The sequence below is a fragment of the Lihuaxuella thermophila genome, assembly GCF_900110165.1.
Classification (GTDB): domain Bacteria; phylum Bacillota; class Bacilli; order Thermoactinomycetales; family Thermoactinomycetaceae; genus Lihuaxuella; species Lihuaxuella thermophila.
Window position 1 is genome coordinate 59,530 of record NZ_FOCQ01000018.1, and the last position, 16,618, is coordinate 76,147.

Consider the following 16,618-nt stretch of genomic DNA (forward strand, 5'->3'; position numbering starts at 1 on the left):
TTTTTTATAATAGAGGCGGTGTTTTCTTTCCACCCTTCCGAAAAAAATCCCTGCCGTTCTCTTTCCTGCCATGGCAAAGGAAAGCAGCGGTGTAAACCGACCCGATATGCGGCAAGCTACGGTGAGAATACAAGGGAGCCGCACCCGTTGCCGCCGTTCATCTTCCGTATGACGGAAAACAGGAGTGGATCATCATGGAAAAAAAGTGGGCAACCAAAGAACAATTGACAGATCTTCTATGCGATCTTGTGCGGATCCCCAGCATAACAGGTTCAGAGGCGGAAATAGAGTTAGCTGAATTTCTGGTTGAGCAGCTCAGGAACCTGCCGTATTTTCAAAAACACCGGGATCATTTGCAACTGTTCCCGACCGGAGACGGACGGTATTTCGTCACGGCACTGGTGAAGAAAAAGGAGCAGACCAAAAAGACCGTCATTCTGCTCAGCCATTTTGATGTGGTGGATGTAGAAGATTACGGTGTGCGGAAAGACATGGCCTTTGACGCCAGAAAGCTGACGGACTTGTTGTATACACACAAAGAGGAACTGCCGGAGGAAGTCAAGCAAGATCTCGACACGGGAAACTGGTTATTCGGCAGGGGGACCATGGATATGAAAGCCGGTTTGGCCCTGCATATAGCCATGGTTGAACAAGCGTGTGAAGGGAAATTCGACGGGAATGTTCTGCTCTTGTCCGTTCCCGACGAAGAAGTGAATTCCGCCGGGATGAGAGCAGCCGTCCCTGTGCTGTTGGAATTGGCAAAACGGCATCATCTCGAATATAAGGCGGTTCTCAATTCGGAGCCGATGTTTACCCGGTATCCCGGTGACCCAAACAAATATATCTATACAGGATCGATCGGAAAAATCCTGCCGGGTTTTCTTTGCTACGGAAAAGAGACTCATGTCGGCGAGCCGTTTTCCGGATTAAACGCCAACTATATGGCCTCATTGCTGACTTCCGAACTGGAGCTGAACACGGATTTCTGCGAAGTGACGGAAGGGGAAACCTCTCCCCCGCCCACCAATTTGCTGCAGAAAGATTTAAAGAAAGAATACTCCGTGCAAATCCCGCACCGGGCCGTTACGCTGTTTAATCTGTTTTTGCTGGAAAAAAGCGTGGATGAGGTGATCAGGAAATTGCTGGAAACGGCTGAAACAGCAGCCCAACGGGTGAAGCGGTCTTATGAAAAACAAGCCGCACAATTTCCCGCATCCGGTTGCTTTGCGCCTCCCGACGTGGAGATCCGTGTTCTCACTTATGAAGAACTGATGGCTTATGCCTTAACCACGCATGGCCAAGAAGAAATCGAACGCATAGAGAGATCCGTTTTGGCGGACCGGAGGGCAAAAGATGACCGGGAGGCAACCATCGAACTGGTCGACGAACTGGCCATTTTGTGCAAGGAATTAGCGCCGATGATCGTACTTTTCTTCGCCCCTCCCTACTATCCGGCGGTCTGCTCCGGAACATCCCCCCTGATTCAGCGGGTTGTATCCGACATGATCTCCTACGCCCGGACCAGACACGGAATCACGCTGAAGAAGCAAAACTATTTTGGTGGCATTTCCGATCTCAGCTATGTGGGATTGCAGGCTTCAGCGGAATCGCGGTCCCGGCTCGTTGCCAACATGCCGCTGTGGAATCGGGGATATTCCATTCCGCTGGAAGAATTGGAGCTGTTTGATGTGCCTGTGATCAATCTGGGTCCGTTGGGCAGGGACGCCCATCAATGGACGGAGCGATTAAACGTGGATTCCCTTGGGACCCTGATGGACCTGTTGCCTGTTTGCATTCAAAAACTGCTTACAACAGAATAATCGTACCCAGAATAAAGCAAGCGGCCGGAAAAGGGCCGCTTTTTTCACACACATAAAAAACAGCCGACTTCATGCCAGCTGTTTATTTAATGAAATACGCCACAATCAGGGCGAAGATCATAAACAAAACCGCCAAAACCGTTGTCAGTTTGCCGAGCAAGGCATCAATCCCGCGCGCCTTGGCTTTGCCCATCAAGTGTTCGGCGCCCCCGCCGATCGCTCCGGACAAGCCCGCACTTTTGCCGGATTGAAGCAGAACGACGATAATCAATCCGATACTGATGATCGCAAGAATAATTTTGGATGCGATCTCCATGGCTTAACCTCCTCGCCACCTGTTTCACTGCAGTAACTGTAACACATGTCAACCCGCTTTTCAATAACGGAAGTGAGTTAAACCATGCGCTGATCGCCCCCGGTCAGCCTCCGGGCTCCATTTTTTGTGAAATTGGATCGACACGACGAGGGTTGGGACAAACGTTCGGGTCCGTTTTTACACAATCAGATCCAGCAACAGGATGAGAGGAAGTGCGGCGACCGCAATGATCGTTTCCAATGCCGTCCATGTCATCAGTGTTTCTTTCACAGACATTCCGAAGTACTCTTTGATCATCCAGAATCCGGAATCATTCACATGAGAAAGGATTAATGAACCTGCACCCGTTGCCAGAACCAGCAGTTCCGCAGAGGTTCCCGGGATGGCGGCGGCAATGGGGGCAACGATCCCCGCAGCGGTCATCATGGATACAGTGGCGGACCCGGTGGCAACCCGGATGAGCGCCGCAATCAACCAACCGAGAAAAATGGGCGAAACATGGGACTGGGTAGCCAGTTTGGCGATATAATCCCCTACTCCTGATTCCAGCAGTACTTTATTAAAGGCACCGCCCGCCCCGATCACAAGCAGAATGGACGCGGTAGGAGCCAGACAGTTATTGGTAAGTTCCAGGATCTTGTCTTTATTCAGCCCCCGGAAGTATCCCAGGCTGAAGAATGAATAAACCGTTGCGATCAACAACGACACGATGGGGTCCCCGATGAACTCCAGCACGACCCGGGTCCCGTCTTTCTCCGGCAACTGGATTTTGGCAAAGGACGCGATGAGCATTAAAATGACAGGCAGTAAAATGGTAAAGGTCGTATTCCAAAATCCGGGAAGTTCCGCCTCTGTTCGATCCACAACCAACTGATCGCTCAGCTCTTTGGGGACCGTTTTGTGAATTTTATCGCCTATCCACTTTCCGTACACCGGCCCGGCGATCACCGCTACCGGCAAACCGACAATAATGGAATAAAGGATGGTCAACCCGACATCTGCTTTAAAAATTCCCACTGCGGCCATCGCGGCAGGATGGGGCGGTACGAGTCCGTGCACAACGGAAAGCCCCGCAACCAAGGGAACTCCGATCCGAACCAACGAAACCCCTGTATGTTTGGCAATGGTATAAATCAACGGAATCAACAGGACAAAACCCACTTGGAAAAACACGGGAATTCCTACCAGGAAAGCGACAAACATCATGGCCCAGTGGACATTTTTTTCACCAAAACGTTGAATCAAGGTTCTGGCGATTCGTTCCGCACCCCCGGACTCGGCCATCATTTTCCCGAGCATCGTGCCCAGTGCCAACACGATGGCGATAAAGCCCAAAGTATTCCCCAATCCGTCTTTAATCGTCTGAACAATTTGATCTAACGGCATCCCCGTAACAAGCCCTACCCCGAACGCCACTGTTATCAAGGCGACAAACGGATGCCATTTGGCCCATGTGATCAGCAGCAATAAAGCTGCAATGGCTGCCAACACAATGAACAACAGCATGGTGACTCTCCTCACATGATGTTTTTTTAAAAGGACCCGTTGCGCTGAAACTGAGCCAGAATGTGAAACTCATCTTCCAGTTTGCGATAAACCCGCTCATACATGTAGTACAGCTGCAAATACGTCTGGGTATTATGCAAGTCAGGTTGATGGCGATGGGTAATTTGAATCCAATCTTTGATCGTTTTCAGCGAATCCACTTCGCCCATCGCATACCGGGCAAGAAAAGCCGCCCCGAAAGCAGAGGCCTCGTGGCTTTCCGGAACCAAAAGCTCGTATCCCATCACATCGGATAAAATTTGCCTCCACAATGAAGACCGGGCAAACCCTCCGGAAGCCCGTACATCCTTGGCAGGGCCTGTCAAATCGCGCAAGGCTACCGCAACCGAAAAGACACTCATGACCACACCCTCAAGCACGGCACGAATAAAATGTTCACGCTTATGCTGAAGGCTGATTCCGAAAAACAAGCCCCGGGCGTTGGCGTTCCAATAGGGCGACCTTTCTCCGGATAGAAACGGAAGAAACAACAACCCTTCGGAACCGGCCGGAATCTTTTCCGCATATTGGATCATTAAGTCGTATGGATCGATCCCCAGCTTTTTGGCGACTTCCACCTCGGGAGCGGCAAATTCATCCCGCAACCATCTTAGCAGGATCCCGCCGTTATTGGTGGGCCCTCCCACAACCCAATGTTTGTCGGTCAGTGCATAGCAAAAAGTGCGGCCTTGGTCATCCGTTAACGGGCGGTCAGTGACGGTTCGGACTGCACCGCTTGTTCCGATCGTTACCGCGATTTCACCCGTCTCAATCGCCCCTACACCCAAATTGGCAAGCACTCCGTCACTCGCACCGATCACAAAAGGCGTGTCCGGATGGATTCCTATCTGGGTTGCGATTTCCCGGTCCATACCGGTGAGCGCGTAAGTAGTCGGCACAGGCGCAGACAGCTGATCCTCGCGGATGCCCAGGAGTTTCAAAACTTCCTGATCCCAGTTCAGCTCTTGCAGGTTAAACATCCCTGTCGCTGAGGCGATGGAGTAATCCACGACCAATTGATGAAACAATTGGTAAAGTATGTACTCTTTGATGGAGATAAACTTCGCGGCTTTGTTGAACGTTTCCGCATCCCGTTCCTTCATCCATAAAATTTTGGAGAGGGGAGACATCGGATGAATCGGGGTGCCTGTCCGCTTGTAGATTTCATGGCCCGACCATTCATTTTTGATCTTTTCCGCCTGTTCCACACTCCGGTTGTCTGCCCAAATGATGCTGTTTGTCAGGCGTCGGCCGGCACCGTCCAATACGATCAATGAATGCATGGCCGTACTCAGGCCGACGGCCGTGATGGCATTCCGATTCACTCCTGCCTTTAACACCGCGTTTCTGACACAATCGATCACGGCCTGTAAGATCCGATCAGGATCTTGTTCGGACCAGGAAGGATGCGGATGATGGAGCGGATATTCCACGGAATGGCTGCCCATGATCCGGCCTTTGGGCCCGAACACGACTGCTTTTGTATTTGTCGTCCCGATATCGATTCCAATAAAAACTTTTGAATGGTTCACCGGACCCCTCACCTCCCGAAACTGAATGCGTTTTCATTATTGTATTAAAAAAAATTTCTCATATCAATCGATATTATAAAAAAATTTTTTTCGACTCTTTCTGTCAGATCCTTTTATTTGAGATCACCCGGCGGATTCTGTCCAAGTTTTTCAGTGTTTCTTCCTGCCTTTTCATCGATAAGCCGACATAGAGCGCATCGATAATGCAGAGTTGGGCAATGCGGGCCGACATGGCTTCCGTACGGAAAGCGGTCTCCCTGGTTGATGTGTACAGGCTGAGATCTGCCAGCTGGGCCAGCTGGGATTTCTTGTAACTGGTAATGGCGATCAATTTGGCTCCCGATTGTTTGGCTACCTGGAAAGATTCAAGGATATCGACATTGCTTCCTGAATGCGAAATTCCTACCACCACACACCGTTCGTTTAGCAGACTTGCCGACATCACTTGCAAGTGCGCATCCGAATGGGCGATACAATTCAATCCTGTTCGGATGAACTTATGATAGGCGTCCTGGGCAATCGGGGCTGAACCTCCGGTGGCGTAAAATTCTACCCTCTGCGCCTGATCCAGCCATTCGACGGCTTCTTGCAAGGATTCGGGTTCCAGCAGTTGCATGGTATCGTTAATTCCGATGATATTGGCCTGAAAGACCTTGCGGGCAATCGTAATCATATCGTCGTCATCTTGAATCTCTTCATGAATATGTTGCACGGGTTGGTCGACCACTTCCCGGGCTAAGGAGATTTTTAAATCTTGATATCCCCTGAACCCCAACTGTTTGCAAAGACGGAAAATCGTAGCCTCCGAGCATTTGGTCAGCTCAGCCAGCTCAGAAATGGACAAATGAACCACATCTCGCGGATGTTCGAGAATATGATCGACAATTGCCTGAAATTTAGGTGAAAGATACGGATACGAAGCTCTTATATAAGCGATCCCTTTTGACTGTTGATTCATTTTCACCCGTTTCCTCTCAGAAAAAAATTTTTTTCAGTTCATTATACTATAATTTAAAACTTTCTATTCAGCCGGCTGACAAATGTTAGGAATAAAAAACCCGGCAGCGAGTGCCGGGTTTTTTGGATAAGACATTGAACGGGATTAGCCTTTTAAGTTGTAGAATGCCGCTTTTCCTGGATATTGCGCGGTGAAATCCAGTTCGTCCTCAATGCGGATCAATTGGTTGTACTTGGCGACACGGTCGGTGCGGGACGGAGCTCCTGTTTTAATTTGACCCGCTCCGGTTGCCACAGCGATATCGGCAATGGTCGTGTCCTCCGATTCGCCGGAGCGGTGGGAGATCACTGCCGTGTAGCCGGCCCGTTTGGCCATTTCAATCGCGTCAAACGTTTCGGTTAATGTACCGATTTGGTTGACTTTGACCAGAATGGAGTTGCCCACTCCTTTTTCAATTCCCTGGGCGAGCCGTTCCGTGTTGGTCACGAACAGGTCGTCTCCCACCAGTTGCACTTTATTGCCCAGACGCTGGGTGAGCAGTTTCCAACCTTCCCAGTCATCTTCAGACAGGCCGTCTTCGATGGAGATGATCGGATATTTGCTGACCAGCTCTTCATAGTAAGCGATCATTTCTTCCGAAGTGCGGGTCACGCCTTCACCGGCAAAGTGATAGACTCCGTCCTTGTACAATTCGGTGGAAGCAACGTCGAGCGCGAGCATGACATCTGTTCCCGGTTTATAGCCGGCCCGCTCAATCGCCGCCACAATGGTTTGCAGCGCCTCTTCATTGGAGGACAGGTTCGGGGCAAAGCCGCCTTCGTCACCCACACTGGTGGCAGAACCTTTTTCCTTCAGCACGGCTTTCAGGTGATGGAAGATTTCCGCACCCATGCGGACGGCTTCGCGCAAGCTTTCCGCCCCGACCGGCATGATCATGAATTCCTGGATATCCACATTGTTGTCGGCATGAGCGCCGCCGTTTAAGATGTTCATCATCGGAACAGGCAGGACTTTGGAGTTAAAGCCTCCGAGATAGGCGTAGAGCGGAAGGCCCAATGCGTCGGCAGCGGCACGGGCGACAGCCATCGACACACCCAGGATGGCATTGGCGCCCAGATTGCCTTTGTTCGGAGTTCCGTCCAGTTGAATGAGAGCTTGGTCAATCGCTACTTGATCCAAGGCATCCATGCCCTCGATGTGGGGAGCGATCACCTCATTTACGTTTTGCACGGCTTTCAGAACACCTTTGCCCAAATAGCGGCCTTTGTCCCCGTCCCGGAGTTCGACCGCTTCATAAGCGCCGGTGGAAGCGCCGGAAGGAACAATGGCACGGCCCATCGCGCCGGATTCCAGGATCACTTCTACTTCAACGGTTGGATTGCCGCGGGAATCCAACACTTCACGGGCATATACGTTCATAATTGTGGTCATGGTTAACCCTCCGCTTCATGATTTGATGAGTGATTTTCCCGTCATTTCTTTGGGTTGAGGAAGTTGCATCAGGTGTAACAGGGTCGGGGCCAGATCGGCCAGAATCCCGTCATCCCTGAGTTCAACCGATTTGTCCGTCACAATGCACGGCACGGGGAAAGTGGTGTGGGCCGTATGCGGGCGGCCTTCTTCATCCATTACCATGTCCGCATTGCCATGGTCGGCGGTAATCACGGCCACTCCACCCTTAGCGAGTACCAGATCCACCACTTTTCCCAAACATTCATCAACCGCCTCCACGGCGCGAATGGTGGGCTCCAACTTCCCGGAATGTCCGACCATATCCGGGTTGGCAAAGTTGAGGATAATGGTGTCGTGCTTTTCCGCTTCGATTTCTTTGAGCAGGGCTTCCGTTACTTCGTAGGCACTCATTTCCGGTTTCAAATCGTAGGTGGCCACTTTGGGCGAATGAATCAGGATGCGCTCTTCGCCGGGGAAGGGCTCCTCCCGTCCGCCGCTGAAGAAAAAGGTGACGTGCGGATATTTCTCCGTTTCGGCGATGCGCAGCTGTTTCAGATTGTGCTGGGCGATCACTTCACCGTAGGTATTATCCAGATTGGTCGGTTTATAAGCCACATATCCGTTTACCGTCTCACTGAAATGGGTCAGGCAGACATAGTACAGGTTTTCGGGCCGTTTCGGACCGCGGTCAAAACCACGGAAATCCTCATTGGTGAAGGCGAGTGAGATCTGGATCGCCCGGTCCGGCCGGAAGTTGAAGAAAATAATCGCATCATTGTCTTGAATCAGTCCGACCGGCTGTTCGTTTTCATCCACCATTACGGTTGGCATGACAAACTCATCATATACCGATTTCTCGTACGATTCTTGGATCGCCTGAACCGGATCCGTATATTTCGGGCCTTCTCCGTATACCATGGCGCGATATGATTTTTCCGTCCGCTCCCAGCGCTTGTCACGGTCCATCGCGTAATACCTGCCCTGGATGGTGGCGAGCTTGCCGACGCCCAGCTCGCGCATTTTATCCTGCAGCTCCTGGATATAGCGAACGGCGCTGTCCGGCGCAACGTCACGGCCGTCCAGAAAAGCGTGCACCCGCACTTTATCCAGTTTTGCCTTCGCCGCCAGCTCCAACAGGGCAAATAAATGCCGGATGTGGCTGTGCACCCCGCCGTCGGAGACCAGTCCGTACAGGTGCAACTGGCTGTTGTGTTCCCTGACATGCCGGATCGCATTCAGGAAGGTTTCATTTTCAAAAAACTCGCCTTCCTCGATCGATTTGGTCACCCTTGTCAGATCCTGATACACCACACGACCGGCTCCGATATTCAGATGTCCCACTTCGGAGTTGCCCATTTGCCCCTCCGGAAGCCCGACGGCATTGCCGCTGGCCTTCAGCGTGGTATGGGGATACTCGTTCCAAAAGCGGTCAAAATTCGGTTTGTTTGCTTGGGCGACTGCGTTTCCGTACCTTTCTTCCCTGAGGGCAAAGCCATCCAGAATACATAGCAGGACTGGTTTCGGCCGGCTCATGAGCGATCCCCCGCAGCAGCCTCAACAAGCTTGAGGAAGGAGGCGGGCTCCAGGCTGGCTCCTCCCACCAAAGCCCCGTCGATATTGGGCTGGGCTATGTAGGTTCCGATATTTTCCGGTTTGACGCTGCCCCCGTATTGGATACGCACTTCATTGGCCACCTGCTGGTCAAACAGATCGGCGACCGTTTTGCGGATAAAGCTGATCACTTCCTCCGCGTCTTCGGCCGTCGAGGCTTTCCCTGTTCCGATGGCCCAGACCGGCTCATACGCGATGATCACTTTTTTCATTTCTTCGGAAGAAAGGCCGTTTAACCCCTTTTTGACTTGCTCCTGCACAACCTGTTTGGTTTGTCCGCTTTCACGCTCTTCCAGCACCTCACCGACACAGACGATCGGGGTCAGTCCCCCGGCGATGGCCGCTTTCACTTTCCGGTTGACTGTTTCATCCGTCTCGGCAAAATAGGTCCGCCGCTCCGAATGACCGATAATCACATATTGAACCCCTGCCGCTTTCAACATGGGGACACTGACTTCGCCTGTATAAGCCCCTTGTTCTTCCCAGTGCACATTTTGTGCCCCGATTCCGATTTTGCTTCCTTTCGCTTTCTCCGCGAGGGCGGGCAGAGCCAGAAACGGAGCGCACAACACGGTTTCCACCTCACCGGGAAGTTCCGATCTTTGAATGGTTTCCACAAAATCAACGGCTTCCTCAACGGTTTTGTGCATTTTCCAGTTTCCTGCAATCACGGGAGTTCGCAATCTGGACACCACCTATTCTTTGTCGTTTAGCACGGCCACTCCCGGAAGCACTTTTCCTTCCAACAACTCCAGGGAGGCTCCTCCGCCTGTCGAGATGTGATCCACCTGATCTGCGAGTCCTGCTTTTTCAATCGCTGCGGCCGAATCTCCCCCGCCGACAATGGTCATCGCATCCGTTTCCGCCAGTGCTTTGGCCACCGCGTTGGTTCCTTGGGCAAAACGGTCAAATTCAAACACACCCATCGGGCCGTTCCAGATGACCAGCTGCGAAGATTTTACCACATCGGCAAACAGCTCTCTCGTCTTCGGACCGATATCGAGCGCTTGCATGTCATCCGGGATCTCGCTGATGTCGACCACTTTTGCATCCGCATCCGGCGCGAACCGGTCCGCCACCACCGCATCGACGGGCAGATACAGGCGTACCCCTTTTGCTTCCGCTTCACGGATGAACATTTTGGCCAATTCTTCTTTGTCTGCCTCAAACAGGGACTTGCCGATTCCGTATCCTTGGGCATGAATAAAAGTATAGGAAAGGCCGCCGCCGATGATGAGGTTATCCACTTTGTCAAGCAGGTTTTCAATCACGCCGATTTTGTCTTTGACTTTCGCACCGCCGATAATGGCCGTAAACGGGCGTCTGGGGTTCACCAGCGCCTGTCCCAGCGTCTCCAGCTCTTTTTGCAGCAAGAAACCGGCCACGGCCGGCAAATAATTGGCGATCCCTGCAGTGGATGCATGGGCGCGGTGGGCGGCGCCGAAGGCATCATTGACATAAAGATCGGCCAGTCGGGCAAAGGCCTGCGCCAGTTCCGGGTCATTTTTTTCTTCACCGGGGTAGAAACGGACGTTTTCCAGCAGGAGAACGTCTCCTTCTTCCAACTGGCTGACACGTTCTTCGACCTGAGGGCCGACCGCTTCATCCACTTTGGCCACCGGTTTACCCAAATATTCCGCCAATCGGCGGGCTACCGGGGTTAAGCGCATTTCTTCCACAACTTTGCCTTTGGGACGTCCCAAATGGCTGGCCAGAATGACTTTGGCTCCTTGGTCCACCAGATGGCGAATGGTGGGCAAGGCAGCCCGAATGCGGGTATCGTCAGTGATTTTGCCGTTTTCCATGGGCACGTTAAAATCAACGCGGCAGAATACGCGTTTCCCTCGAACATCCACATCGCGGATCGATTTCTTATTCATGGCGTTACGTTCCTCCTTAAAGCATGAGAAAGAGGAGAGAAACTCTCCTCATGGACCCACTCACTTCACCGTTTCACCCAAAATGGGGTGATACATACCGCCATAAAGTATAACACATTTTAGTTTTCAGGATAACACTTTATCTGTGATCACATTATAAACCTTTGCTGGCAATGTAGCTTGCCAGATCGACCACGCGATTGGAATAACCCCACTCGTTGTCATACCAGGAAACCACTTTCACCATGTTGCCTTCCAATACCATGGTGGAAAGAGCATCAATCGTGGAGGAATGAGGATCACCGTTGTAGTCTACCGATACAAGTGGCTCTTCGGAATAAGCGAGAATTCCTTTCAACTCTCCTTCTGCCGCTTCGCGCAATACAGCGTTCACTTCATCTACGGTTACTTCTTGCTCCAGCTCAGCCACCAGATCCACAACGGATACGTTTTTAACCGGAACCCGCATGGCGAAACCGTTCAGTTTTCCTTTCAGTTCAGGCAGTACCAGGGAAACGGCTTTGGCGGCACCCGTGGTGGTCGGGATGATCGACTCAGCGGCGGCACGTGCCCGGCGCAAATCCTTGTGCGGCAGATCCAAAATTTGCTGGTCATTGGTGTACGCGTGTACGGTGGTCATCAGACCGCGGCGGATGCCGAACTTTTCATTGAGCACTTTGGCAAACGGGGCCAGGCAGTTGGTGGTGCAAGAGGCGTTGGAAATCACATGATGGGCAGCCGGATCATATTTATCGTGGTTTACTCCCATCACGATGGTGATATCTTCATTGGAAGCCGGAGCCGAGATGATCACTTTCTTCGCGCCGCCTTGCAGATGTTTGGCAGCATCCTCCCGTTTGGTAAAGCGGCCGGTAGACTCGACTACAATTTCCACACCATAATCAGCCCACGGAAGTTGGGCGGGATCCCGTTCAGCGAGTACCTTCACTTCACGCCCGTTGACGGAGAAGCCTTCCGCAGTCGCTTCAACGGAAGCCTCCAGTTTACCGTGGACAGAGTCATATTTCAGGAGATGTGCCAGTGTTTTGGAATCTGTCAAATCGTTGACGGCAACCACTTCCAATTCAGGATGGTTCAACATGGCGCGAAACACATTGCGTCCGATACGTCCAAAACCGTTAATTCCCACTTTCACTTTTGCCATTCTCATTTCCTCCTGTTGTCTCTCAAGATATTATGACCACGAACCCACCCGCTTATTTCTCTAAGAGCGGACGACTTTTTGCAGGATGGCCCGTGCCGCTCCCTCGTCTGTAATCAAGGTATCCCGCGAGAGGATGGAACAAATCGAAGAGATGGCTTCCGCTTTACTGGCGCCTCCCGCAACGGCGATCATTTTTTCCACCCGGGTCAATTCTTGCAGTTGTAAGCCCACCGTTTGCACCCGGTGGACGATTTCCCCCTGGCGGTTAAAGTAGTAGCCAAACGATTCTCCGACGGCTCCCGACTCTTCCAGTTTCTTCAGCACCTCAGGCGGAGATTTGCGGCGGATGGCCATTTTTTTGGCGTCACCGACACCGTGAATGACGATTCTCGCCCTGCGCAAACAATCCAGGACTTCCCGAATATGCGGTTCCCGGATGAGGGTTTGGTACGATTCCTCGCTCAATTGCTCGGGAACATGCATCAGGCGGTATTTGCCGCCCGTTTTTTTGGCCATCAGGGAGGCGATGTAGTTGGCTTCCAGCTCCACGGCTTCCCCCAGACCCCCGCGCGTCGGGACAAAGGTCGTCATTTTCAGTGCCGGGGTTGGCATCATCATCTCAGCGACGGCATAGATCGTGCTGCCACCAGCTACTGCCACAATCTGATCAGGGATGGACACTTGCTTGAGCAGCCTTGCCCCCGCACGCCCCAGCTCCTTTTTCACCCAATCGGACTCGTCCGCATCACCGGGAACGACGATCACCTGGCGAACGCCGAGGTATGCGGCCAGTTCTGCTTCCAACTGCGTGAGGCCAAACAGCTCTTTGATCAAAGGTTCCATCTCGGCAAGCAAATCGGCTCCGCCTGCCGACAGCCTCATTCCTGACGGATCGACAACGACCAGCCCCTGCGCCCTCAAAAAATCGACTTCCGCTCGCAAAACTCTTTCTGTCGTATGCAATGCCGCGGTCAAACTGCGTCGGCCTACAGGTTGCATCAGTTGGATATGGCGCAGGATTTCATACCTTTTGCGCATCACCTGAAGCAAATCGGGCAATAGTTGTTTTTGGATGTTGAGTATCTTCTCCATGGCTACCTCCAGGGACGTTTTATGTCCCGCGTAGCTTAAAACGTCCCAATCAGTTCAAAAAAAATACCCCGACTTATCAATTTCATTTTATCTGATCCAAAGAGGATTGGCAAGTTTTTCACCGCCTCTTATTTGACAGGCAAAACCATTTCTCTCTAGGTCCCGATGCTGATCGGAAAACGCAGTGATTCAAGACCATCCATACATTTGCTCTCTGTTAACCCCCACACCGGATGAACAATTTGATCCGTAATAAAAAAGTAGGAGATTTCTCTTGCACAATTGAAATGGACTGTGTTATAATCATTTTTGTCAATTTGATCTTGCGCCTATAGCTCAGGGGATAGAGCGCTGGTCTCCGGAACCAGGTGCCCAGGTTCGAATCCTGGTAGGCGCGCCAATCACATGATCCGAGAATGCGTCATCTTTCGCCGTACATAAAACGGTTGAAAAGGTGACGCATTTTTTTGATGGGCGATGGACACCGAAATGAAGATCAGAGCTGGATGAAGACCTTGAAATATTTTTTGATTTAAACACCCGGATCTGCGATCGTCATTTTTGATAATCGGGAGTAGCCTCTAATTTCGCCCCTAAAGACTTTAATTTTTACGAGAATGGTCTACTTTTTACAGGTGGCTGGCACGTTGTCAGTCCATTTTAGAATGCTATAATACCAAATTATTGATACATAATTCATCAGAAGGACTCTGGAATGAAAAGTAAATTACTGCTCGTTACTCTGATTAGTATCTTTACTCTTACCGGTTGCACCATCAGTATCGGTCAACCAGCTCCTGCTTCCAATGACGCAAACACTCAAAATGCGGCCAACAATCAGAATACATCCGCCGCCAATAATCAAAATGCTCAAAATGCGGCTAATAACCAAAACGCAACAAACCAATCTCAAGGTTCAAGTGATGTTGGACAAACGAAAACGGTAGGCGATTTAACCGTCACTGTCAATGCGGTTCGCGAAGTATCGGGCAATGATACAAGCCAGCCGAAAAACGGTAAATACATCGTCATTGATGCTTCGATCACCAACAACGGAGACCAGACGCGAGCAGTATATGCCGACGATGCGACATTAACCGATGCAAATGGGCTCAAAGCAGAGGCACAGTACAGCCCGTATGGCATTACCGAATTAAACTATGTTACCACCACGCTGCCCGGACATTCCAAAGTGCCACGGGGTGTATTGGTGTTTGACACATCCGGATCCGGACCCTATACCTTGACCATCACACAAAACGGAAGTTCAGCTACTTGGAAAATTCAACCCTAATGCAAAAGCTGGGGAAGACCAAATTTGCTTGATATGCACATTTGATATTGTTCACGTTTGAGCATATGGCCACTTGCATGAGCAGGTGGCTTTTTCTCATTTTTTGGCGACAGGTTTATTTAAAAAACTTCGATTTGGTACTATAATGTTATCATACAAAATATTAGAAAGGAGAAAGGCGCAAACACCTGAATTGACTTAATATGAATTTCCTGCGCCGGAAATGATGAAGCTCTCCATACATAAACAAATTATTGTTTTTTGTTTGGCAGGTACGATTTTAACGGCTTGTAGCCAACAAGAATCCGGTCCTAAATTTCCGGAGGGAAAGCCTTTCCCGGAAGCAAAACCATTTCCGGAAGCCAAGCCTTTTCCGGAAGCGAAACCTTTTCCAAAACCAGCGGAGTTTCCCAAACCCGCAGAGTTCCCTCAAGTTCAATTTCAAACGGTTGATGACCAGATTAAAATCCAAATCCCTGATCACATCCTGTTTGATACGGATCAGTACAACTTAAAACCGGAAGCAAATAAAGTATTATCTACCTTTGCCGAGGGGCTTCAGAAATATCCCCGGGTCAAAGTGCTGATATCAGGCCATACGGATCATACAGGATCAGAGAGTTACAATTTGGAGTTATCGCAAAAAAGAGCTGAAAGCGTGAAAGCATTTCTTCAGAGTCATGTCGATTCCAGTGTCGTTTTTGAGACAAAAGGTTATGGAGAAAGCCAGCCCATCGCTCCGAATGACACTGAAGAAAACCGTCAAAAAAACCGCCGGGTGGAAATCATTATTATCCCGGCAGAAGATGGCAAAGACTTTCCTGATCCCAAGCCTTTCCCGAAACCGGCACCATTTCCTGAGGCAAAACCTTTTCCTGAAGCCAAACCGTTTCCTGAAGCTAAGCCCTTTCCAGAGCCAAAACCGTTTCCATAAGAAATGCTCCGTTGATCCATATACGGAGCCTCAGGCTTGTACTCACAGAAAAAGTCCTCTTTTCCATCAGAAGAGGACTTTTTTACATTCTGATGCACCATCTATTCTATTAAATGGATGATGAACTATTTTATCATTTCCCGTTTTGTTGATGGATCTCGCGCCAGTGGCAGTATGGGGAGTGTACCTGATTTTGGGCGGATATCTCAATGTTGCAGCGATAGTTTGCCTGGATCGCCAGCCATTTTCAACACAGATGAATACTTTCCGAACATTCCCACTGAAAAAGAACACAATGAACAAACCGTCACATACCGCATCAGATGAATATTCGGCCCAAAAAAGGTTGAATGCCTCCCAAGACGGAATATCCGGAAATACTCACCTTGAATTCAGTAGAGCTCCAAATTAAAGCTCTATGATCGTTAACTCCGGTCTGCATAGAAACCGGAATGGTAAAATGGTAGTTCCGATTCCCCGATTCGTGTAGAGAGTCAGCTTTTCATTAATTTTATATAATCCGCTAATATATTTCTTTGAACCCACAGGTGTAACCATTGCTCCAATCATAGGGAAGTTGATCTGCCCGCCATGGCTATGCCCCGAAAGTTGCAGATCCACATGATGGTAAGCAACAGCATCAGCATAATCAGGTTCATGGACGAGTATGATATGAAAACGATCATCATGATTTTGAGTCGGCTGGATCACTTGATTCATATCCGGTGAACCTTCGAGGACATCGTCTAAGCCGGATATATAGATGTGGTCGGTTTTATGTTTAATTTCCGTTACTTGGTTTTTAAGTAGAGTAAACCCGGATTCCTGCAGACATGTTTGGACTAATGCAACATCGCCCCAATAATCATGATTTCCGAGTACAGCAAACTTGCCAAGCGGAGCTTTTAGCTGCTTTAAAATCTCTGTAATGCTACCCTCAGAATGCGACGGAGGTCAAGCAACATGAGTGGAGAGCTCTCCAGAATAGACCTCCATCGGCGTCAGATAGCCTAGCGAGG

Annotated in this window: 14 protein-coding genes and 1 tRNA gene; 4 read left to right on the plus strand and 11 right to left on the minus strand. The window is 50.5% G+C overall.

What is annotated here, in order from left to right; genetic code table 11:
- Window positions 1-194 precede the first annotated feature (194 nt).
- Window positions 195-1,820 carry a M20/M25/M40 family metallo-hydrolase gene (locus BMW55_RS16840; protein ID WP_089972351.1) on the plus strand — a complete coding sequence of 542 codons (1,626 nt, stop codon included), beginning with the start codon at window positions 195-197 and terminating at the stop codon, window positions 1,818-1,820.
- A gap of 82 nt (window positions 1,821-1,902) precedes the next feature.
- On the opposite strand, the gene secG is transcribed toward BMW55_RS16840, so the two are convergent.
- From secG to BMW55_RS16890, 10 genes are all read right to left on the minus strand, one after another.
- Window positions 1,903-2,136 (minus strand): preprotein translocase subunit SecG, encoded by a 234-nt coding sequence (gene secG / locus BMW55_RS16845; protein ID WP_089972356.1) that lies wholly within the window; start codon window positions 2,134-2,136, stop codon window positions 1,903-1,905.
- Window positions 2,137-2,313: 177 nt separating this feature from the next.
- Window positions 2,314-3,642, minus strand: coding sequence for a GntP family permease (locus tag BMW55_RS16850; RefSeq protein WP_089972359.1), 1,329 nt, complete (start codon window positions 3,640-3,642; stop codon window positions 2,314-2,316).
- 26 nt (window positions 3,643-3,668) lie between these two features.
- Window positions 3,669-5,213, minus strand: a complete 1,545-nt coding sequence (gene gntK, locus BMW55_RS16855; protein WP_089972363.1) for a gluconokinase — start codon at window positions 5,211-5,213, stop codon at window positions 3,669-3,671.
- A 103-nt stretch (window positions 5,214-5,316) separates the two neighbouring features.
- Entirely contained in the window at window positions 5,317-6,171 is an 855-nt protein-coding gene (locus tag BMW55_RS16860; RefSeq protein ID WP_089972420.1) for a MurR/RpiR family transcriptional regulator, read from the minus strand.
- Window positions 6,172-6,315: 144 nt separating this feature from the next.
- Window positions 6,316-7,602: a phosphopyruvate hydratase gene (gene eno / locus BMW55_RS16865; protein ID WP_089972368.1), complete on the minus strand. Its 1,287-nt coding sequence runs from the start codon at window positions 7,600-7,602 to the stop codon at window positions 6,316-6,318.
- 15 nt (window positions 7,603-7,617) lie between these two features.
- A complete protein-coding gene (gene gpmI, locus BMW55_RS16870; RefSeq protein WP_089972371.1) occupies window positions 7,618-9,156 on the minus strand; it encodes a 2,3-bisphosphoglycerate-independent phosphoglycerate mutase in 1,539 nt (512 codons plus the stop codon).
- The gene (gene tpiA / locus BMW55_RS16875; protein ID WP_089972374.1) at window positions 9,153-9,917 is read right to left on the minus strand and encodes a triose-phosphate isomerase; all 765 of its coding nucleotides are present in this window, start codon (window positions 9,915-9,917) and stop codon (window positions 9,153-9,155) included. The genes gpmI and tpiA overlap by 4 nt, the downstream gene beginning before the upstream one ends.
- 12 nt (window positions 9,918-9,929) lie before the next feature.
- Complete coding sequence (locus tag BMW55_RS16880) at window positions 9,930-11,114, minus strand: phosphoglycerate kinase (protein ID WP_089972378.1); 1,185 nt, start codon at window positions 11,112-11,114, stop codon at window positions 9,930-9,932.
- Window positions 11,115-11,268: 154 nt separating this feature from the next.
- Window positions 11,269-12,279, minus strand: a complete 1,011-nt coding sequence (gap, locus tag BMW55_RS16885; RefSeq protein ID WP_089972381.1) for a type I glyceraldehyde-3-phosphate dehydrogenase — start codon at window positions 12,277-12,279, stop codon at window positions 11,269-11,271.
- Window positions 12,280-12,339: 60 nt separating this feature from the next.
- Window positions 12,340-13,371, minus strand: coding sequence for a sugar-binding transcriptional regulator (locus tag BMW55_RS16890; RefSeq protein WP_089972384.1), 1,032 nt, complete (start codon window positions 13,369-13,371; stop codon window positions 12,340-12,342).
- Window positions 13,372-13,696: 325 nt separating this feature from the next.
- Between BMW55_RS16890 and BMW55_RS16895 the strand changes: the two genes are divergently transcribed.
- The 3 genes from BMW55_RS16895 (at window position 13,697) to BMW55_RS16905 (ending at window position 15,599) form a co-directional block, all read left to right on the plus strand.
- Window positions 13,697-13,771: transfer RNA gene (locus tag BMW55_RS16895), tRNA-Arg, on the plus strand.
- 315 nt (window positions 13,772-14,086) lie between these two features.
- Window positions 14,087-14,665, plus strand: a complete 579-nt coding sequence (locus BMW55_RS16900) for a DUF4352 domain-containing protein (RefSeq protein WP_089972388.1) — start codon at window positions 14,087-14,089, stop codon at window positions 14,663-14,665.
- Window positions 14,666-14,888: 223 nt separating this feature from the next.
- Entirely contained in the window at window positions 14,889-15,599 is a 711-nt protein-coding gene (locus tag BMW55_RS16905) for an OmpA family protein (protein ID WP_089972390.1), read from the plus strand.
- 408 nt (window positions 15,600-16,007) lie between these two features.
- Here the strand turns inward: BMW55_RS16905 and BMW55_RS16910 are convergent, their stop codons facing one another.
- Entirely contained in the window at window positions 16,008-16,319 is a 312-nt protein-coding gene (locus BMW55_RS16910) for a metallophosphoesterase (protein WP_089972393.1), read from the minus strand.
- Between the last annotated feature and the right edge of the window lie 299 nt (window positions 16,320-16,618).